General features: G+C 44.1%; 18 protein-coding genes and 1 pseudogene. 7 read left to right on the forward strand and 12 right to left on the reverse strand.

The features are described 5' to 3' along the window. Nucleotides 1–10: 10 nt before the first annotated feature. A complete protein-coding gene (locus HMPREF9698_RS03525) occupies nt 11–556 on the forward strand; it encodes a biotin transporter BioY (RefSeq protein WP_003777365.1) in 546 nt (181 codons plus the stop codon). 353 nt (nt 557–909) lie between these two features. Here the strand turns inward: HMPREF9698_RS03525 and HMPREF9698_RS03530 are convergent, their stop codons facing one another. Beyond that, a complete protein-coding gene (locus tag HMPREF9698_RS03530; protein WP_003777366.1) occupies nt 910–1749 on the reverse strand; it encodes a helix-turn-helix domain-containing protein in 840 nt (279 codons plus the stop codon). Between the two features lie 93 nt (nt 1750–1842). Between HMPREF9698_RS03530 and HMPREF9698_RS03535 the strand changes: the two genes are divergently transcribed. Further along, entirely contained in the window at nt 1843–3441 is a 1599-nt protein-coding gene (locus HMPREF9698_RS03535; RefSeq protein ID WP_003777367.1) for an ABC transporter ATP-binding protein, read from the forward strand. 268 nt (nt 3442–3709) lie between these two features. On the opposite strand, the gene HMPREF9698_RS03540 is transcribed toward HMPREF9698_RS03535, so the two are convergent. The 5 genes from HMPREF9698_RS03540 to HMPREF9698_RS08415 form a co-directional block, all read right to left on the reverse strand. Continuing rightward, entirely contained in the window at nt 3710–4987 is a 1278-nt protein-coding gene (locus tag HMPREF9698_RS03540; RefSeq protein WP_003777368.1) for a dihydrolipoamide acetyltransferase family protein, read from the reverse strand. 12 nt (nt 4988–4999) lie between these two features. After that, a complete protein-coding gene (locus HMPREF9698_RS03545) occupies nt 5000–6031 on the reverse strand; it encodes an alpha-ketoacid dehydrogenase subunit beta (protein ID WP_003777369.1) in 1032 nt (343 codons plus the stop codon). A 25-nt stretch (nt 6032–6056) separates the two neighbouring features. Beyond that, entirely contained in the window at nt 6057–7103 is a 1047-nt protein-coding gene (locus HMPREF9698_RS08790) for a thiamine pyrophosphate-dependent dehydrogenase E1 component subunit alpha (RefSeq protein WP_003777370.1), read from the reverse strand. A gap of 18 nt (nt 7104–7121) precedes the next feature. Then, complete coding sequence (gene lpdA, locus HMPREF9698_RS08795) at nt 7122–8468, reverse strand: dihydrolipoyl dehydrogenase (protein ID WP_003777371.1); 1347 nt, start codon at nt 8466–8468, stop codon at nt 7122–7124. Between the two features lie 463 nt (nt 8469–8931). After that, a complete protein-coding gene (locus HMPREF9698_RS08415) occupies nt 8932–9390 on the reverse strand; it encodes a helix-turn-helix transcriptional regulator (RefSeq protein WP_003777372.1) in 459 nt (152 codons plus the stop codon). 415 nt (nt 9391–9805) lie between these two features. Here HMPREF9698_RS08415 and HMPREF9698_RS03565 point away from each other — a divergent pair, with 415 nt between their 5' ends. The 5 genes from HMPREF9698_RS03565 to HMPREF9698_RS03585 all read left to right on the forward strand — a co-directional run bounded on the left by HMPREF9698_RS03565 (nt 9806) and on the right by HMPREF9698_RS03585 (nt 13926). Beyond that, the gene (locus HMPREF9698_RS03565) at nt 9806–10060 is read left to right on the forward strand and encodes a hypothetical protein (RefSeq protein ID WP_003777373.1); all 255 of its coding nucleotides are present in this window, start codon (nt 9806–9808) and stop codon (nt 10058–10060) included. A gap of 70 nt (nt 10061–10130) precedes the next feature. Beyond that, the gene (locus tag HMPREF9698_RS03570; RefSeq protein WP_003777374.1) at nt 10131–11066 is read left to right on the forward strand and encodes a YncE family protein; all 936 of its coding nucleotides are present in this window, start codon (nt 10131–10133) and stop codon (nt 11064–11066) included. Then, complete coding sequence (locus tag HMPREF9698_RS03575; RefSeq protein ID WP_003777375.1) at nt 11063–12118, forward strand: ABC transporter permease; 1056 nt, start codon at nt 11063–11065, stop codon at nt 12116–12118. The genes HMPREF9698_RS03570 and HMPREF9698_RS03575 overlap by 4 nt, the downstream gene beginning before the upstream one ends. A 4-nt stretch (nt 12119–12122) precedes the next feature. Next, the gene (locus HMPREF9698_RS03580; protein ID WP_003777376.1) at nt 12123–13244 is read left to right on the forward strand and encodes an ABC transporter permease family protein; all 1122 of its coding nucleotides are present in this window, start codon (nt 12123–12125) and stop codon (nt 13242–13244) included. A 10-nt stretch (nt 13245–13254) separates the two neighbouring features. Next, entirely contained in the window at nt 13255–13926 is a 672-nt protein-coding gene (locus HMPREF9698_RS03585; protein WP_003777377.1) for an ABC transporter ATP-binding protein, read from the forward strand. Between the two features lie 434 nt (nt 13927–14360). Here HMPREF9698_RS03585 and HMPREF9698_RS03590 read toward each other — a convergent pair whose 3' ends face one another. From HMPREF9698_RS03590 to treC, 6 genes and pseudogenes are all read right to left on the reverse strand, one after another. Next, complete coding sequence (locus HMPREF9698_RS03590; protein ID WP_003777379.1) at nt 14361–15014, reverse strand: ABC-2 transporter permease; 654 nt, start codon at nt 15012–15014, stop codon at nt 14361–14363. 12 nt (nt 15015–15026) lie between these two features. Further along, nucleotides 15027–15608: pseudogene (locus HMPREF9698_RS03595) on the reverse strand (ATP-binding cassette domain-containing protein); the annotation flags it as partial. 79 nt (nt 15609–15687) lie between these two features. Continuing rightward, the gene (locus HMPREF9698_RS08800; protein WP_003777381.1) at nt 15688–15858 is read right to left on the reverse strand and encodes a hypothetical protein; all 171 of its coding nucleotides are present in this window, start codon (nt 15856–15858) and stop codon (nt 15688–15690) included. Nucleotides 15859–15884: 26 nt separating this feature from the next. Continuing rightward, the gene (locus HMPREF9698_RS08805; protein ID WP_003777382.1) at nt 15885–16031 is read right to left on the reverse strand and encodes a hypothetical protein; all 147 of its coding nucleotides are present in this window, start codon (nt 16029–16031) and stop codon (nt 15885–15887) included. 164 nt (nt 16032–16195) lie between these two features. Beyond that, on the reverse strand, nt 16196–17143 hold the full coding sequence (locus HMPREF9698_RS03600; RefSeq protein WP_003777383.1) for a thymidylate synthase: 948 nt from the start codon (nt 17141–17143) through the stop codon (nt 16196–16198). A gap of 97 nt (nt 17144–17240) precedes the next feature. Continuing rightward, nucleotides 17241–18893 (reverse strand): alpha,alpha-phosphotrehalase, encoded by a 1653-nt coding sequence (gene treC / locus HMPREF9698_RS03605; protein ID WP_003777384.1) that lies wholly within the window; start codon nt 18891–18893, stop codon nt 17241–17243. Nucleotides 18894–18929 lie beyond the last annotated feature (36 nt).

Raw genomic sequence — 18929 nt, forward strand, 5'->3', positions numbered from 1 at the left:
AGTTGACTTCATGTCTGTTCGTGACCTGACCTACATTGCCTTGTTCACAGCCCTCTTAGCAGTATCTTCCATCCTGGTGATCCCCCTCTGGCCGGTCCCGGTCACCCTCCAAGTTTTTTTCTTCCTCCTCATTCCAGCCTTGCTGGGAGCTTTAAAGGGAAGTCTAGCCATCTTGCTCTATATCGCACTGGGCTTACTGGGCCTCCCCGTCTTGGCAGGGGGGACAGGTGGTTTCCAGTCAATCTTTAGCCCTTCTTTTGGTTTTTTAATCGGTGGCCTAATCCAGGCCATCTACCTGGGGAAGAAACTCAGCGACCCCCTCGATTTTAAAGGAGTCCTCCTCCACATGGTGGTCGCCATCTTTATCCTCTACTTGTTCGGAGTTACCCACCAGTACTTTATCATGAACCGGGTTATGATGGTGGAAATTCCCTTTGGAGCGGTCATTGTGACCAATATCCTGACCTTCTTCCCCATCGACTTGCTCAAGGCCTTCCTAGCCACAGCCCTCTACCTCCGCCTCCGGTCCCTGGATTATTTTAAAAACCAGGCCTAAATGAGGTCAGCAAAAGCCCCCAGCTTACTTAATCTATTCAAAACAATCAGAAAAGCCAAACTAGGTCAAACTAGCTTGGCTTTTTTGCTGTCACATATAAACTATTTTGTCACTTACGACAAATCACCCTTGGCCAAATCCGCGCCAGACTATACTAAAGCTAGTCCAAATGAAGGGAGGTCATCCTTATGGAAGTCGGGTTAACAGGCATTAAAATTGATATTGATGTTGTCATTATTAAAGATTAAGTTTGACGGGGTCCAAAGTAGAAACCAGCCCTTGCCACCGAGAAGAAATTTTCCATTAGTTGAAAGTCATGGTCCGGAATAAGACTAGCCCCCTGCCACAAAGACTTAGCCGGAATTTTTTTCAAGAAAGGCTGCTAAACTGGCCGCCTCTTGGGTGTAGCCATTGGTCTTGAGGAAGTTTAACTGGGCCTGGCACTGGGCTAAATGGTCTGGGTCATGACCTTGCAAATAGCGGACCAGGGACTTGTAAAAGTGCATGACAACATGGTAATAGAGCTGTTCGGGACGGGTGACCAGGACTTTTTGGGTCTGGTCTAGGTAGTAGCTGGCCAGAGCCAGCTCGCCTTGGTCTAGCAAGACTTCGATAAAGTTCAGCAAGATGACACCGATGACCTCCCTCTCCCCCTTATTGTATTGGTCCAAGTTCTTGGACAAGATGGCCGAGACAAAGACCTGGTTACTCGGGATGTCATACAAGGAGACAAAATTAGCATAAATGGATAACTTATAAAGGTTCCAGTTTGGAAGGGAAAAGAGTTTTTCCTTAATCAGGTCTTTGCTGGTCTCAGAAATAGCCCGGCCTTGGTCTAAGTCATAGAGGCAACTTTCCCCTAGGGCAATTATGGTCTGGGCCTTTTCTGTATCAAGCTTGCGGTAGGCAGCCATAATTTTTTTGATCCCGGCCAGGTCTCCCTGGTAATGAAGGGTGATAAGAGCTTCCATGTCTTTTTTAAAGGAGTGGGGTGTTTGCAGGTAGTGGTTTAAAAAGTCATCTAAGGGAATGGCATGGCTGGCCAGCAGGTCAAAGAGGTCTGTGGCCGTAATCCGGTGTTGGTCTTTTTCGACCTTGGCATAGTAGGAGGTTGACAAGACGCCAGCAGCCATCTCACTCAAGGTCAGGCCCATATTGAGCCGGTATTCTTTTAATAAATCACCAATGGTCATGCTGACCCCTTCTTTCTCTTAAGCCAAACTGGCCTAGTAGCTTGACCTTGTGATGGTAGTCAAATTATACAATAAAAAAGTGGAGGAATAGTAATGAAAGAACTAGTAAAGGAATTCAAATTTCGAAATATAGTCATTATCCTGGTCTTGGCTAGTGTCAGCTTGGCTGAAATTGCCAGTAGTTTCACCCTGTCCAGAGCTGTCAATTCCATCGTTCAACCTGACTTGACCAAGTTTGTCCAGTCCATTCTTTTAACCCTCCTTATCTTTTTTATGTACTTGACCTTCACCTACTTCAGGATCGTCTACCAGGGGCAAACGGAAGAAAAAATGAAGGTCTCCTTAAGAGAGGGACTGGTCGACCGGCTCGTCAAAACAGACTACCAGACCTTCCACCAAAAGAAACCAGCTAGCTACTCCTCCTGGCTGATGAATGATGTCAGGCAGGTTGCCACTGACTCCATCAGCCCATTTTACGACCTCTTGGCTGGCATTATCTCCCTAGTCCTGAGCCTCCTCACCCTGCTCACCCTCCACTGGCTTTTAATCGCCTATACTCTCTTGTCCCTTGCCTTGATTTTACTCCTTCCAAGACTCTTTAAATCAACCATTGTCCAGGAAACAATCAAGCTCAGCCAGGGCCATGAAAGTTACTTAAGTAAGGTGACTGACTTTTTAGCTGCCTATGATACTCTCTTTTCTTACCGCCAGCTCCCCTTTATGAAAGACCAACTAGCTAACCAGGCCAAGGACTTGTCCGATAAGTCCTTCCACTACACCAAAGTCATGGCTTGGGTGGCGGTGGCAGGTGGCTTGGGCAATGTCTTGGGCCAGGTAGGGATTATCGCTCTGACCGGTTACCTAGCTTTGACCGGCCAGGTGACAGTGGGGTCCATTATGGTCACCACCAGCCTGGCAGGGAACATTTTTAACAGCTCAGGTAACCTGAGCCAGATGATCTCCCGGATCCAGTCCAGCCAGCCTATTTTCGAAAAATTCCAAAGGGTCCAGGCCAGTCCCAAAAGCAAGGAGCAAACACTGACCACCCAGCCCCTCACTGGGGGCTATAGCTTGGAAAATGTTCACTTTGCCTACGCGGACAAGCAGGTAATTGATAACTTCACAATGGACTTTCACCTGGCCAAGAACTATGCCATTGTTGGGGAAAGTGGCAGTGGCAAGTCCACTCTCTTGAACCTAATTGGTGGCAGGTTAGACCACTACCAAGGCTCGATCCGACTAGCTGGCAAGGAACTTAACCAGTCTACTTACCAGGAACTCTTTGACCAGGTCCTCTATATCGACCAAAATCCCCATATCTTTGACGGGACTATCCGGGAAAACTTGGAAATGGGCCAAACCTACTCCGATGAGGACCTTTACCAAGCCTTAGACCAAGTCCACTTGGCTGACTTGATAGCTGGGCATTCAGACGGCCTGGACTACTATATTGGTGAGGGCGGGAAAATGCTGTCCGGTGGGCAAAAGCAACGCCTGTCCATCGCCCGGTCCCTACTCAGGGACAAAAAAATCCTCCTCTTAGACGAGGTAACCTCCAGCTTAGACCAGGAAACTGCCATCAGCATCGAAAAGCTCCTCTTAAGTGACGAAGAAACCAGTGTGATCATGATCACCCACAATCTCCGGGACCAAGTGGCCGGCATGATTGACCACACCTTAGTGCTCAGCTAGTTGAAGCAAGGTGGCTAAGTCCCTAGAAAAAGCTAGTGGCTCCTAAGGCAAAGAGTATGAGCAGGTCTCTGCTCTTTCCCCCCAAGTCCACTTGACAAAGAACCAAAAAACAAAGCCCCAGTCCAAGCGCCATGAAAGCTACTTGGATTGGGGCTTTTTGCTTCTTGTTAGTATATTGATTTGTTTGCGGCAGACCTAGTTATCGATTTTTAACTTTCTAATGGCTAAATCATAGTCTTAACCTTGCTTTACTCACATAGTTTACCGGCTAAAGCAGTAATTCATAAGGGTTTTCCAGGTAGGAAACAATGCTAGCTAAGAACCGGGCTGCGGGTGCACCGTCAACGATTTGGTGGTCAAAGGTCAAGCTTAGGCCTAGCTGGCTGTGTCCGACAATATCTTTATCTTCGTTAAATTGCAATTCATTCCTGACTGTCCCGACCCCTAGGATACCAATTTCAGGTGTATTGATAATTGGGGTAAAGAAGTCGATTCCCTCACTGCCAATATTGGAGATGGAGAAGGTAGACCCACCGTATAAGTCGCCAGGCAAGTTGCCCTTTCGGACCCCTTCAGACAGGTAGCGAGTTCTTTCCCCAATGGCACTTAAGGACAGGGTCTGGGCATCCTTGATCACCGGCACAGACAAGCCTTCTTCAGCATCGACAGCAATGCCTAAGTGGATTTCGTCATACTGGGTATATTCCCCATCAAAGTACAAGCCATTCATTTCTGGGTGGTCTTTTAAGGCTAGAATAGTGGCTTTGGCAACCAGGCTAAGCAGGCTGATTTCGCCTTTGTCCAAGGAGCGACCAATTTTGTCCTTGACATCTTGCCGCATTGCCATTAATTCGGTCACATCCGCCTTGGTATGGAGGCTTACTTGGGCTGTGGTATTTAAGGAGGTCATCATCCGGGAAGCGATGGTCTTCCGCATGCCTTCTAAACCTTGACCATATTCTGCTTGAGCGGCTGGTGTGCTAACTCCTTCCCTAGCTGGTTGGTAAGCTTCAACGTCCCGTCTGGTAATCCGTCCGTTAGCACCGGTCCCATTTATTTGAGCGATATCGTAACCTTCTTCTTGGGCTAATTTACGGGCAACCGGTGTGATAAAAATCCGGTCTCCCCCAGAGCCAGGTGAACTTTGAGACTCACTTGCTTCTTTTCTTGACGGTTTTTGGCTGGCTTCCTGGTCAGCCTCTTTGTCAGATGCTTCTGCTTGGTCTGGGACACCAGCCTGGTCAGCTGAACCAGCTTGGCTAGCTTCCTCATCCCTTTCTTCATCGGCCTCTTCCTCAACCTCTTCACCCGGCTCACCGACATAAGCGATGGCTTCTTTGACCGGGACTTCATCCCCGACATCAGCCGTAATTTTAATGATTGTGCCGTCTTCAGGGGCCTCCACATCTGCTGTTAGTTTTTCGGAGCTTATCACAGCAACGACATCGCCTTCACTAACTTCATCCCCTTCCTCGACCAACCATTCATCGATCAAGCCTTCCTTCATGGTTAGGCCGAGGGTAGGCATTCTAACTTCTGTAGCCATAGCTTTTCCCCCTTAATGTTGTCTCAAATCGTCAATTAACTCGGCACCCTCTGTGATCACCTTGTTGGTATCTGGAATGTAGAGGGCTTCCAAGTTGCGGGCAAATGGAACGGGGGTGTTGGGCGCACAAACCGTCAACACTGGACCGTCTAGGTAGTCAAAGGCTTCCCTCATAATAACAGAGGCAATATCGGTTGCCGTATTGTTATGGGGGTTGTCTTCGTCTACCACGATCACCCGGCCAGTTTTTCGGGCTGAGGCAAGGACTGTTTCCTGGTCCCATGGGGCAACAGTGCGTAAGTCAATGATCTCAGTGGAAATCCCCTCTTCTTTCAATTCCTTAGCGGCTTCTTGGGCGACAAAAAGCATTTTACCAATCGTTACAAGGGTAAGGTCCTCCCCTTCTTCAACGACTTTGGCCTTGCCAATTTCAATGGTGTAGTAGTCATCCGGAACTTCTCCCTTAGACCCATACAAGGTCTTATCTTCAAAGAAAAAGCAGGGATTGTCATCTTCAATACAGGCCAAAAGAAGTCCCTTAGCATCATGGGGTGTGGCTGGGACGACAATGTTCAAGCCTGGGATATTGCCCAAAATCCCATAGTAGGACCCGGAGTGCTGGGCTGAAGCCGAAACCCCTGCCCCGTGAGCGGTTCGGACGGTTATAGGAACCTTCGCTTTCCCCCCAAACATATAGCGTAACTTGGTGGCTTGGCCGAGTATGGCATCAAGGCACCAGCCGATAAAGTCATTAAACATTAATTCGGGCACCGGTCTAAGCCCAGTCGCCGCCATCCCAACGGCAGCCGACATGTAACCGTGTTCAGAAATGGGTGTGTCGATCACCCGGTCAGCCCCATACTTGGGTCCCAAGCCCTTGAGGACACCGAAAGATCCACCCCAGGCATCTTCATTTTTTTCTTCTAAGTGTTCAACGCCTGACCCGCCGTAAATATCTTCACCCAGCAACAAAACGGTATCATCTTTTTCCATGGCCAAGTCTAGTGCATTGTTGACTGCTTGCATAAATGTCATTTCAGTCATTTTTACTACCCCTCCCAAACTGTGCTTAAGCTAATACGTCTTCATACAAGGCTTCTGGGTCTGGTTCTGGACTGTCTTCAGCGAATTGAACCGCTGCTTCAATATCCTTTTGCGATTCTTCCGCTAGACTGTCTAACTCTTCTTCACTTAAAAGGTCTTCTTGCAAGATATAGTCTCTAAATTTTTCGATTGGGTCGGTGTCGGCCAATTCCTTCTCTTTGCCATCTTGTTTTTTGTACTTTTGCTCATCCCCTACATAATGGCCATAATTGCGGTAGGTGACGCACTCGATGAAGGACGGTCCCTCACCATTGCGGGCATGTTCGATGGCTTCTTTGGCAGCCGTATAAACTTCGACCACATCCTTGCCATCGACCCGGGCGCTCGGCATATTATAAGCAATGGCCCGGTCCGCTATGGTATCGGAAGCGGAAGCATACCAGGATGGGGTGGACTGGGCAAAATAGTTGTTTTCACACACAAAGACCACAGGGGCATTCCAGATTTTAGCCATGTTCATGACTTCATGGAAGTTACCGATATTTGAGGCCCCATCACCGAAGAAGACAACCGTTACATTATCGTTTTTCAAATACTTATTCCGCATAGCAGCTCCCAGTCCGAGACCGAAACCACCGCCAACCATCCCGTTGGCCCCTAGCATCCCCTTGTCAATATCGGCGATGTGCATGGAGCCACCTTTGCCATTACAGAGGCCGTCTTTTTTACCATAAATTTCTGCCATCATCTGCTTGATATCGCAACCCTTGGCAATACAGTGGCCGTGGCCCCGGTGGTTGGAAGCAATGAAGTCCCCATCGTTAAGCAGGCTGCCAACCCCAGCGGCAATGGCTTCTTCTCCCGCATACAAGTGGACAAAGCCGATGATTTCGCCTTGGAGAAAGCGGCGGTGAACCTCATCTTCAAAGTTGCGAATGTCGTTCATTTTTTTAAAGAGCCATCTTGCCTGGTCCTGGGTAAAACTGACGGTTTCTTCATCGAGCTTGACATCACTTTCAGTTATGGCATGGGCTTGGGTCTGTCTGGCTTCTTGCTTGCTCATTTTTTCCATTTTCATTTCCTCCCTAGCTTAATGAGTTCGGTCCATCACTATCTTCTGACTCATCTCTCCGATAACTTCTGAAAGTGTCGGGTGGGCGACAATGACATTGGCCAACTCATGAACGGTGGCTTCACTAGCCACCAGGGTCAAGAGTTGGTGGATCATTTCACTTGCTCCTGCACCTACCACCACCCCTCCTAGTATCTCGCCAAATCGTTCATCCACTAACAATTTCACAAAGCCTTCTGTCTGACCAGAGGCTAGGGCCCGGCCATTCGAGGCAAAAGTTTGCCGGTAAAGTCGGGGCCTATAGCCTGCCTCCTGGGCTTCAGCTTCACTGAAACCAAAGCTGGCAATTTCTGGGTCAGTGTAAACACATCTTGGGATGAGTTTCTGGTTAAAGGCTTGGCTGGGCTGGCGGGTCAGGTGGTTGACCGCACACTTCCCTTCCTGACTGGCCACATGGGCGAGCTGGGCACTGTCTACCAAGTCCCCTATGGCATAGATGTGTGCCTTACTGGTTCGGTAATAGCTGTCCACTTGAACAAACTGACCATCCCTTGTCAGGGCTAAGCCCAGGTCTTGGGCCAGGTCTAAATTAGCCTGGCGACCCGTTGCCAAGAGGACTTGGTCAAATTCATAAGACTTTGACCCTGTTTGAACCGAGTCTTTTTGGACTTCTTGAATATCTGCCTTCACTTCCAGGTCAATACCCATCTCTTCCAGCTTGGCTTTAATGATTGCTCTAGCTTCCTCATCTTCACTCAGCAATATATCATCCGCTACTTCCAACAAGCTAACCTCGGCTCCTAGGGGTCGCATGGCAAAGTCCATCTCAACCCCTATCACACCACCTCCTATAATGACTAAATGGTCTGGGATTTCTTTTAAATCAAAGAAACGATCGGTCGTTAAATAATCAACCCCGTCCAAGCCCTTAAGACTTGGAATAAAAGGTCTGGATCCCGTAGCCAGTATAAGCTTTTGATAGAAAACTTCCCTATCTTCCACATAAATTTTGTCCTCCTTGACCTTGGCCTCTCCTTGGATATAGTCAATGTCATTGGCCTTAAAAATAGAATGAATCCCATTTTGCAGGCTTTGGACCACTTGATTCTTCCGCTCATATAAGCGGTTAAAGTCGATATTTTCTAATTGAGAATTGACACCGCTTTCATTTGCTTGATAAATAGTGTTCACCCAGTGGGCATATTGCAAATAAGTCTTTGAGGGAATGCAACCCACATTTAAACAAGCCCCACCGATCGCTTCCTTTTCGATGACAGCCACCTTCTGACCAGCCTGGGCTGCCTGCTCAGCAGCCACATAACCACCTGGACCAGCACCAATGATGACTAGATCATACTGTGTCATATTTCCACCTCGCTAAATGATTGCCTTTTGCTTGGGACTGCAAGATTGGCTAGGGTCTAATTCCGCCTCCAGCATGATAGGATAAAAATTTTTTATTCAGTCATGGAGCGTGCGAATTTGTATACGCTTCCAATTTTAGAAAAATTTCATTGGCTGAGTCTCCTTAGCCTATCAATTCCAAGGTCAATCGGATTTGGCATCCAGCAACTACAACTGATTATTTTTAAACGATACATAGTGGTCAAATTAAGCTTCAATAAAAGTCCGGACTCTTATTAATTTTTATTATATCAAGCCCTTATCATATTTCAACCATAATATTCGTTCTTTAAAATAGACTTCTGAGCAAGCTAAAAAACCAGTCTGCTAGTAAACAAACTGATTTTTTATTAAAGCATTTTGGGAAGTTGCAAAGCTTAGAAAGACGACAGGGATCAAATGAGACCAAGGTATAACGGCTAGCTTATACTGGAAGCAAGGAAAGTAAAACTTGGTAATAAAAATCATAATAAATAAAAAATGTTGCCGTATAAAACAGGCAAATCCCCAAAGTCAAGTACCGCTCGACTTTGGTCACTTTTATGAAAAAATAAAAAATAATCAGTTCAATAAAATTAACCACGACTAATGAAGGAATAATCCAAGATAAGATTCCTGTTAGTGCAATCAGGTAAATGTAATGCGGTTGGATACTGACTTCCTTTTGAATTTCCTCTTTACCCACTTTTGGCTTGTCATCTACAAAACATGAAAGATCACAATTAAAGGTTTTACATATAGTTAAGATATTATAGATGTCGGGGACCGTCTTATCCCCTTCCCAATTACAAACGGTTTGCCGAGTAACATTTATTTTTTCGGCAAATTCTTTTTGTGAACACTTGTTTTGCAGTCGAATATCTTTTATTTTTTTCCCAATCATGGACTATCCCCCTCACTGATAAGTAACCAAATGACACCCCTTTATACCATTACCACACTCTAAAGAGTAAGGATTGGGAAGTGGAACGATGAAGTTAAAATTATATTTTTAGACTCTAGCTTTCTTGGTCAAAGACAGATGGATGGTTCCGTTTTCATTTTTTGCTGATTAACTGGCAGTGGGCCTTATACTCATCCTAAAATCAATCGCAAAAATGCTTAAGAACCCATTTATGGCCCCTGTCAAAGAACTTTTACAAGAAGTAAACCCTTTTTATATTGCTATCATACACTGGAATAAGCAATAATGATAGTGTCAATATTACTGATTACGAAAAAGAAGACAAAATTACGAAACATATAAATTTTATATTGCAAACGAAATCAAATTGATCGAATCATTTGGAGGGAAAATTATGAAAAAACATATCGTTACAATGTTAGCAGCATGCACATTTATGACGGTTTACGCTACGAGTGTTGCAGCAGGATGTGGCAGCTATTACATCTATAAAACAAGTACTCCTAAATGTCGTAGCGAAAAATGCGGCATTTGGGACAGTAAAGCCTTAGTTCAATATCAATATTCTAAAAGAAAATGTGTCAAAAAGGACAATACTACTTATTGGCAATACAAGACTGATCGGGTTCATATTGATTGCGGCTGTTAAGTTTTCAGAATCCAATAGATGTTACCCAAGTCCCCCTTTATCTAAATAGACCTGTGGGTAGGTGAGAACAATGAAGCAAGTTATTATAAAGTATTTTCCGCTAATATTTATCTTACTATTTCTAAGTTCATGTCGTCAGGAAATGGATGAAGAAAGCATTAATGAAGAATTTTATCAAACAGAAAAAATTGAAAATAACGACTACCAAGTAGAGGAGGTCGATTTTAAGGCTTTAGGAATTGATCAGCTGTCCGGAATTGACTTTGATGATGAAAACCAAGAATTGTATTTAAGCAATCGAAGCAAGGCTACTGTATCGGTTTACGATCAAGATTTAAAAGCTATTAAAACTATCCAAAATGATAGGATGGAATTCCCGAGTTTACTTTGCAAAAGCAATGACTTTTTATACGTTTTAGATGATAACACTTCCCAAGTTTTCCAATTTACTGATTCAGCTGAATTGGTCAATATTATAAACTTACCTAGCAAAGAATCAGATTCCTATTATTTAGATATGACCGTCTGGGAAGGTAATATTTACTTAACCTTAAATACACCAAATTTTGAAGATTCCAAAATATTCAAAGTTCAGGTCAATACTGGACAAGTTCATTCCATTAAAGATAAATTTATCGGTTTTATGTATCAAGATTCAGCAAGTCTTTTATTTACAAACTCAATGGTGGCTTTTCAAGAATCAGACCAACTTGGTTTTAAAGGTGGGGAAAACCATATTTATAAACTAGAAGGGGAGAAATTGCTCAAGCAAGGTGACTTGCTTGAGGGTAGTTTCCCAGGGGATTTTCTGTTAAAGGATGATCTCTACTATGTTTATACAAGTGGTTGGTCCAGTATAGACCGATACAATAGTAATTTTGAATATCTTGATTCCATAGCTAGCTTTAATGAAAGTGATTTTGAAGCTATGTTAAAGGGTGGATCAGGTAAATACTTCATCCTGATGCCCAATGAACAAAAGTTATTTAAGGTATTGGAAAAATGACCCCTATCCTCTATGGCCTAGTCGTTAGAATTAGAGAAAAAAGCCACAATTACCGAGTTATACTTTTAACCGTTCTTTCAATAGCCATTTCCTTGTATTTTGTCATGATGTTTCTCAGCAAACTTGGGGAAACAAATCGTAAAATTGCTTACTATGAAAGCCACTACAACTTGTTTGACCAGATCGTTCAGCTTGATCGTATTGGAAGTTTAAAAGGAAAAAACGACAATTTTACCACTACAATCAATACAAGCGACTATATTTTATCCAACAATCAAAAGATAAAAAGCGACCTTCTGGCTAGTGATGTTAACTATAATCAATACTACCGCCTAGATTCAGTCAGTGAAAAGCAATGGAAGGAATGCTTTGATGGAAGCCCATCTGCAATTGTTTCGCGCGAACTTGCTCGAAAGTTAAAGTTAGACATTGGTGATCGTTTTCAACTGAATAACTCTAGCTATACAGTTAAAGCGATTAGCCAAGACCCCTTTTTAGAAAAAAAGCTCCTCGTCCCAATAGACTTGTATAATAGTCAAAAAAATCATTCGGTAGATCGTATTCTAATCACTATCAAGGCTAATGAAAATCTTGATAGGATTGCTTCTAGTGACAGTATATTAGCTAGGGACTCAATGGACCAAATGATCGCTAGAGAGATTAAGAGTTTAAACCAGTTTTTGCTTTTTCTGCTTGGATTTTTTTTAGTCTTTTTTCTCATAGCTATCATTAATATTAGTCTCGTCTTGACTTCCTTGATTCATCTAGATCAAAAGAACCGAATCGTTAGACAGGTCTGTGGCGAGTCCGATGGGCAATATATAGCTAGCACAATTGTGGAATTCACATTGATAGTATTGCTTTCTTATCATGTTGCGGTCATTTTATATTATATCCTGCTTCCCTTGGTACCAGAATTTTTCTACTTTAGCTTAAGCTTAGAAGTTTATGTAATTGAGCTTGCCTTTGCTACCATACTAGCTTTTGTCTTGGCAGTAATCTATGCACACAAACAATGTCAAGCTAATATAGTTATTGGCTTAAGAGGGTGACGATATGTACGATTTGTTTCATATCCAATTAAATGTTAAAAAACATTTGTTATTTTATTTCCTTTTTAGCTTAGAATTGATTCTTTGCTTTACCCTCATCTTGATCGGATTTGATGAAAACAAGGCCTATAAGGAACGCCAAGAACTTTATACCATTGAAAGCCAGAATGACTTATATAGCTTAACAGATGAAAGTCTGTTTATGACAGACTTAAGCCTCCATGACCATATCAATGACTTAAATGCTATGAATTTAATATACGGACATGTTTCTCATGGAGAATATATCAATGCTAGTGGACAAGTAGCTTCATTTAAAATTATCGAAGCGAGTGAATCGTTTTTCACAGATATATTAAAAATAAGTCCTGACAAGAATTCGGCCTATTTAAGTCAGAACTTGAACCAAAAAGTTAAGAGGAATAAAGGAATGTTAAATGATGGGATAAGACTGGAAAATGACACTCTTGTTCTAGATAATCTTAAATTAAACCTGGAAGATTTGCCAGCCAATAAAACAAGCTATAAACAAGCCATTCCGACTAATGTCTTTGAATTCGGCGACATTCAGATAAGGGAGTCAGTCTTTGTTCTGATGCAACCAACTATTGTGGGAAAAGCAGATCAAACTTTTTTAAAATTAAAAAATGTTCCTAATCAACCGAGTATAGAAAATAACTTAGCCGAACTTCTTAATAGAGAGGTCTATGTCACGGACTTACTAGCAGATTTTGAAAAAGGGAGCAACAGTCAAGCAGCTTTTGTACGCTTATTTGCTTGGATCTCAACAATAGCTATTCTTATTGTTATTTTTGGGACTTCCAGTATGTTCCTCATCTTTGTTAAGGAAAGAAAGGAAAAAAATAAAATTCAATATTTTTATGGAGCTTGTCTTTTTCGTTTGAGAATCCAACTTTTTCTTGAATTATTTTTTATCATGTGGGTCTCAATGATTGTCAGTCAAGTATGTGCAACCCTCTTTGAGTCGATTTTGTCTTCACCCTATTACCTTATTCGACCACAGATTAACTCTTTTATAGGATTAAGCATTTTTTGCCTGGTGGTTTCCTTCGGCATTACTATTTTTGCCAGTCGTGGCTTTGAGTGGGAAAAGATCTATTCATAGGGGGTATAAGATGAAAATAGTAGAACTAAAAGGGCTAACCAAGACTGTTCAAGACGGAGAGAAGAAAATAGATGTCTTAAAAGGCGTAGATTTATCTCTAACGGATGGACAGAGCCTTGCCATAGTCGGCAAATCTGGTTCGGGCAAAACAACTCTGTTAAATATCATCTCTCTCCTGGACACAGAATATAGTGGAGAATATAACTTTTTAGGCGAAAGTCTATCCGGTAAACAAGCCAAAAAGCTATTCAAAACCAGGACTAACCATATAGCGAATATATTTCAAAATTTTCAATTAATCAATGATTTAAATGTCTTACAAAATATTGAAATGCCTTTAGGCTACAGGGGGATCAAAAAGAAGGAAAGGGAAAAGATTGCAAGTCAAGCCCTTGCTTCAGTAGGACTTGAAGGAAGAGAAGCTAGTAGGGTCACAACTTTATCCGGCGGTGAACAACAAAGGATAGCGATAGCTAGGGCCATCGCTTCCAAACCTAAACTCCTCTTAGCTGATGAACCCACAGGAAACTTAGATGAAAGAACAGCTAAGGGGATTATTGATCTCTTATTAGAATTAAATCGTGATAGCCATATGTCAATGATCATCGTTACTCATGATATAGATATTGCAAGTCAATGTAACAAATTATATACATTGGAAGAAGGCATCCTCTATGAATAAGCATAGAAAAGTAATTATTATTTTGCTAGTGTCCGTTATTGTAATACTTCTATCGTGGAATACTTGCCATCAATCAGATTATAAGAACCAAGTTTCATCTTTCTCACAAGTCAATATTCATTTAGTAGAAAATAAAGAGTCAGTCCAAATCTAAGTGTAAATTCTACAATATAGTAACAGATATTATAAGGTGGCTTTTTTCCAGAGGGAGGCAGGTTTTAAAGGGTCAAGCTTTCCGTAAAAATGGATAATTCTGAGGTCCCCCAATTCTCATGCAGGTTCAGTAAGACCGAGCCGGCTAGCCCATTGTCGCCTTTCAGCTGCAAAACTTCCTTATTTTGATTTATTGTCCAGTTTCAACTGCAAAACTTCCCTATTTTGTTCTATTGTCAGCCAGTTTTTTCGCTTCATTCTAAAATATTTTGCAGACTTCTTTAGGTTTCTTTCATCTTCTTGTTTAAAATTACCAAGGAGAGCCAAAAGGACAGGGGAAAGAGGGCCAGGCCAAACAGTACTGCTAAGGTTACCAAACCGGCAGTGGGCAAGCTTGCTAGTCTGATCATAAAACCAGGTCCGAGAAGGTCTAACAAAGTCGTCCCTAAAACCAGGAGGATGGCTAGGAAGATTAACAAGATGACAAAGCCATTTTCCAGGAATAGGTAAAGAAAGGGCATGGACAAGAGGATATAGGCTAGGGAGAAGACCAAGAGGACTGCAAAAATAACCAGCATTTCTAACCAGGTAAATAAACCGGCAAGGAGGTTAAAGCCGGCAAAGAGTAAAAAGAAGAAGACAATGAGTCCAAGAGAGAAAATACCGGACGATAAAAAGCGGGCTAGGACAGTCTGCCTGACTGACAAGTCGGTCGTAATATGGAGAAATTCCAAGAAACCCGATTCTTGGTCTTGGACATAGACATGGGTTTGGGTGTTCATCAAAATAAAGAGTAGGAAGATATTCAGTAAAAAGAATAGGTCGGTAAATACCAGGGCTGAGATGAGGATATAGGCCAAAATAAAAAGTAAGATCCGACCCTGGCCCAGCTTATTTTTCATTAACAATAGGTCTTTGATAAGGAGTCCTTTCATGTGAAACCGCCCTCATAAAATAGTTTTTAAATAGGCCTTTAACTCTTCCACCGTCTGAAAGTCGCTGGTCGTGCGCTTAGCCAAGATAGTCCCGGCTTTCATGACCAGCAGTTTGTCACTGATGGACAGGACATCTTCTAGGATATGACTGGTTAAAATGGCGACGGCTTGGCGGTCAGTGACATAATTTTGAACGACACCCAAGACTTCTTCCCGGACAAAGGGGTCAAGGTCACTGGTGATTTCATCCAAAAGCAAGTAGTCAGCTTGGTGGGAGAGGGCAAGGCTAATGTTCAATTTCTTGATCATCCCTTTGGAAAACTGTTTGAGCTTTTTCTGCCGCGGGAGGCCAAAATAGTCAAGGTAGTGGTGAAAGGTCTGGCTCTCCCAATGGTGAAAGAGGGAGGGGAAGATCTTTTGGTAGTCCGAAAGGGTCAAATCATTAAGTAACTTGTTTTGGTCAAAGACAAAGGCCAAGTCTTCCTTGGCTAAGGGGCTGACCCTACCTGAGTCTACTGGTACTTGGCCGGCCAAGACCTTTAACAAGCTGGTCTTGCCTGATCCATTTGGGCCAATAACCCCCACAATCTCTCCCTTGGTCAGGGCAAGGTTGATATTGGAGAGCTGGAAGTCGTCATATTGTTTATAAACTGCGTCTAAAAGCTGGTTTGAATCAGTCACCTTTCTTTTCCTTCCTTATAAAGTATTCACTGACAATAGTGGCTCCGATCAAGATCAAGACTGAAGCTCTGACAAGCCCTTCATGGACAGGGAAAATCAAGAAGGCGAGGACGACAAGGGCCATGAAAAAGATGACAATTCTTAAGACGGTACTCTGCTTCACAGGCAAACACCCCTCCCCAGTTAAGACTAGTTATCCCTTTCAGCCAAGGCAACTGCTAGACAAGCGAGGCCTATAGCAATATTCATAGTGGAATGAGACCCAGTGAAGGCCATGATAAAATTCAATAGAGCAACAATATACAAGCTAACAAGTAAAACTTTATTTCCTTTCATCCAGCCTCAGCTCCTTCGTCCTAGTCTCACTATTAAGTTAGCACAAAAATTAGCTTACTTCCATTATCTGTCTATTTGTCGGTTCATTGACTGCCTGCTTGTTTCGATTAAGAGACCTTCCTCAAGTTTGGGCAGGTCTCTTGCATTATAAATTTTGGGCTCGACTAGACCGCAATTGGGGCTTTGATGCCCTTGTGGGGGTGGTAGTTTTCCAGCTGGATATCGTCCATGTCAAAGTCAAAAATGCTGGTCTTGTCAGGGTTTAAGACCAAGCTGGGTAGAGGGCGTGGGTCTCGGCTCAGCTGGGTCTTAACCTGGTCGAAGTGGTTGCTGTAGATGTGGGCATCCCCTAAGGTATGGACAAAATCGCCAACTGCTAGGCCACACTCCTGGGCAATCAGGTGGGTTAAGAGGGCGTAGCTGGCAATGTTAAAGGGAACGCCTAAGAAGATGTCAGCACTCCGCTGGTAGAGTTGGCAGCTCAAACGGCCCTTGTCGACATAAAACTGGAAGAGGGTGTGGCAAGGTGGCAGGGCCATCTGGTCAACTTCAGCTGGGTTCCAGGCTGAGACGATATGCCGTCTAGACTCCGGCTTAGTCTTGATACTTTCGATGACCCGGCTGATCTGGTCGACTACTTGGCCGTCAGCCCCCCGCCAAGACCGCCATTGGGCCCCGTAGACACTGCCCAGGCTGCCATACTGGTCGGCAAAGTCTGGGTCTGTTTGGACTTTTTGGGTGAACTTGTCCATTTCAGCCTGGTAGACCTGGTTAAATTCCGGGTCTACCGCAGCTCGCCGGCCAAAGTCTGTCATGTCAGGTCCAGTATAATCGGTTGACTGGACATAATTTTCAAAGGCCCACTCATCCCAGATATGGTTGCCATGGTCTAAGAGGTATTTAATATTGGTGTCCCCTTTTAAGAACCAAAGGAGTTCAGACTTGACTAGGCCAAAAGCCACCCGCTTGGTGGTCAAGAGGGGGAAGCCCTGGGACAGGTCAAACCGCATTTGGTGGCCAAAGATAGACCGGACTCCTGTTTTGGTCCGGTCTCCCCGGTCACTGCCTTCTTCCATAACTTTTTGCATTAGATTTAAATATTCTGCTTCCATCTGCCTACCCCCTATTTACTGTCAATCCATACTATACCGTAAATGCCCTCATCATGCCAAGGGGGCTGCCTAGCTAATTTCCAAACTTTTGAACCCCTTAGTCTATCAAGAAGGCCACTGACTCATAAGGGCCCATGGTGAAGTCTTCTTGTAAAGTTCGGTCGCCTGAATTTGAGATCAAAACTTTGGCTGATTGGTCGACCAAGTCAGGGTCTAAGCTGATGTTCGCCTGGCCTGGGTAGAAGTGGTTGAGGACCAAAAGTTTTTGCCCTTGGTAGATTCTCAAGTAGGCAAAAATTCGGTCGTGGTCCAGTTGAATTCCTTGGTAGTCGCCATGACTGATCACTTTATAGTCTTTCCGCAGGCTAATCAGTTTCTGGTAGTAGGCAAAAATTTTCTGGCTGGGGTCCGGAACCTGGGTATTAACTTCCTTGTAGTTAGGAGCCAAGTTAAGCCAAGGCTGGCCGGTGGTAAAGCCAGCCTGGTCTCCCCCAGTCCACTGCATAGGGGTCCGGCCATTGTCCCTGGACTTGTCCTGGATAATTCCCAGGGCCTGGTCTGGGTTAAGTCCCCTATCTAAGAGGGCCTTGTAGGCATTGTGGGATTCCACGTCCTGGTAGTCGTCAATTGAGTCAAAGTTGGGATTGGTCATGCCTATTTCTTCCCCCTGGTAGATATAAGGGGTCCCCCGGAGGAGGTGGATGGTGGTCGCTAGCATGGTAGCTGTCTCATATGGGTAGTTTTTAGGGTCTCCAAACCGGCTATTGGCCCGGGGCTGGTCGTGGTTGTTCCAAAAGAGGGCATTCCAACCCCCACCCTGGGTCAAGCCCACCTGCCAATCGTTCAGGACCCTTTTTAGCTCTTGGAAGTCAAAGTCCATCTGGGTCCACTTGTCTCCGTTTTTGTAGTCGACCTTCAAGTGGTGGAAGCTAAAGACCATGTCCAGCTCCTGGTAGTCGGGGTTGGAGTACTTAATGCTGTCTTCAATAGTGGTTGAAGACATCTCCCCGACTGTCACAAGGTCGTCACGTCGGCCAAAGCTCTCTTGGTTTAATTCTCGGATCCATTCATGGACAATGGGGGTATCCGTATATTCTTTTTTCCCCACCCCATCTTCAGCATCCTTGAGGTCAAGGTCCTTGCCAATCACATTTAAAACATCAAAGCGGAAACCCTTGACTCCCTTGTCAATCCAAAAGTTGACCACATCATAAAGGGCTTGTCGGACATTGGGATTGTGCCAGTTTAAGTCAGCCTGGCTCTTGTCATAAAGGCAGAGATAGTAATCATCACTTCCGGGAAAGGGTGCCCAGGCCGGTCCGCCAAACTTGGACTCCCAATTGGTGGGTAAGCTACCGTCTTCCTTGGCTGGACGGATGTAAAAGAAGTCTTGGTAGTAGGGGTCCCCTTCTGCTGCCTTTTGGAACCAGTCATGGTCTGTTGAAACATGGTTTAAAACCATGTCAAACATGAGGCCAATTCCCAAGTCGCCTGCTTTTAGGACCAATTCGTCCAGGTCCTGCCAGGTCCCGTAGTCAGGGTCAATGGACTTGTAGTCGGAAATATCATAGCCATTGTCTTTTTGGGGCGACTTGTAGAAGGGGTTGAGCCAAAGCAAGTCAATGCCCAGGTCAGCTAAATAGGGCAGGCGCTGGGTTACTCCCTTTAAGTCCCCCTTGCCATTTCCCGTCGTATCTTGCCAAGACTTGGGGTAGGCCTGGTAGACCACCAAATCTTCAAACGCTTTCACCACTTATCATCCTTTCTGCTAAAAAAGTCCCTGGCA

Source organism: Alloiococcus otitis ATCC 51267 (genome assembly GCF_000315445.1).
In the GTDB taxonomy this organism is placed as follows: Bacteria; Bacillota; Bacilli; order Lactobacillales; family Carnobacteriaceae_A; genus Alloiococcus; species Alloiococcus otitis.

What these genes read in the sequence shown, in the direction of transcription:
- HMPREF9698_RS03525 (WP_003777365.1), top strand. Translation starts at nt 11, where the DNA reads ATGTCTGTTCGTGACCTGACCTACATTGCCTTGTTCACAGCCCTCTTA.
- HMPREF9698_RS03530 (WP_003777366.1), bottom strand. Translation starts at nt 1,749, where the DNA reads ATGACCATTGGTGATTTATTAAAAGAATACCGGCTCAATATGGGCCTG.
- HMPREF9698_RS03535 (WP_003777367.1), top strand. Translation starts at nt 1,843, where the DNA reads ATGAAAGAACTAGTAAAGGAATTCAAATTTCGAAATATAGTCATTATC.
- HMPREF9698_RS03540 (WP_003777368.1), bottom strand. Translation starts at nt 4,987, where the DNA reads ATGGCTACAGAAGTTAGAATGCCTACCCTCGGCCTAACCATGAAGGAA.
- HMPREF9698_RS03545 (WP_003777369.1), bottom strand. Translation starts at nt 6,031, where the DNA reads ATGACTGAAATGACATTTATGCAAGCAGTCAACAATGCACTAGACTTG.
- HMPREF9698_RS08790 (WP_003777370.1), bottom strand. Translation starts at nt 7,103, where the DNA reads ATGGAAAAAATGAGCAAGCAAGAAGCCAGACAGACCCAAGCCCATGCC.
- lpdA (WP_003777371.1), bottom strand. Translation starts at nt 8,468, where the DNA reads ATGACACAGTATGATCTAGTCATCATTGGTGCTGGTCCAGGTGGTTAT.
- HMPREF9698_RS08415 (WP_003777372.1), bottom strand. Translation starts at nt 9,390, where the DNA reads ATGATTGGGAAAAAAATAAAAGATATTCGACTGCAAAACAAGTGTTCA.
- HMPREF9698_RS03565 (WP_003777373.1), top strand. Translation starts at nt 9,806, where the DNA reads ATGAAAAAACATATCGTTACAATGTTAGCAGCATGCACATTTATGACG.
- HMPREF9698_RS03570 (WP_003777374.1), top strand. Translation starts at nt 10,131, where the DNA reads ATGAAGCAAGTTATTATAAAGTATTTTCCGCTAATATTTATCTTACTA.
- HMPREF9698_RS03575 (WP_003777375.1), top strand. Translation starts at nt 11,063, where the DNA reads ATGACCCCTATCCTCTATGGCCTAGTCGTTAGAATTAGAGAAAAAAGC.
- HMPREF9698_RS03580 (WP_003777376.1), top strand. Translation starts at nt 12,123, where the DNA reads ATGTACGATTTGTTTCATATCCAATTAAATGTTAAAAAACATTTGTTA.
- HMPREF9698_RS03585 (WP_003777377.1), top strand. Translation starts at nt 13,255, where the DNA reads ATGAAAATAGTAGAACTAAAAGGGCTAACCAAGACTGTTCAAGACGGA.
- HMPREF9698_RS03590 (WP_003777379.1), bottom strand. Translation starts at nt 15,014, where the DNA reads ATGAAAGGACTCCTTATCAAAGACCTATTGTTAATGAAAAATAAGCTG.
- HMPREF9698_RS08805 (WP_003777382.1), bottom strand. Translation starts at nt 16,031, where the DNA reads ATGAAAGGAAATAAAGTTTTACTTGTTAGCTTGTATATTGTTGCTCTA.
- HMPREF9698_RS03600 (WP_003777383.1), bottom strand. Translation starts at nt 17,143, where the DNA reads ATGGAAGCAGAATATTTAAATCTAATGCAAAAAGTTATGGAAGAAGGC.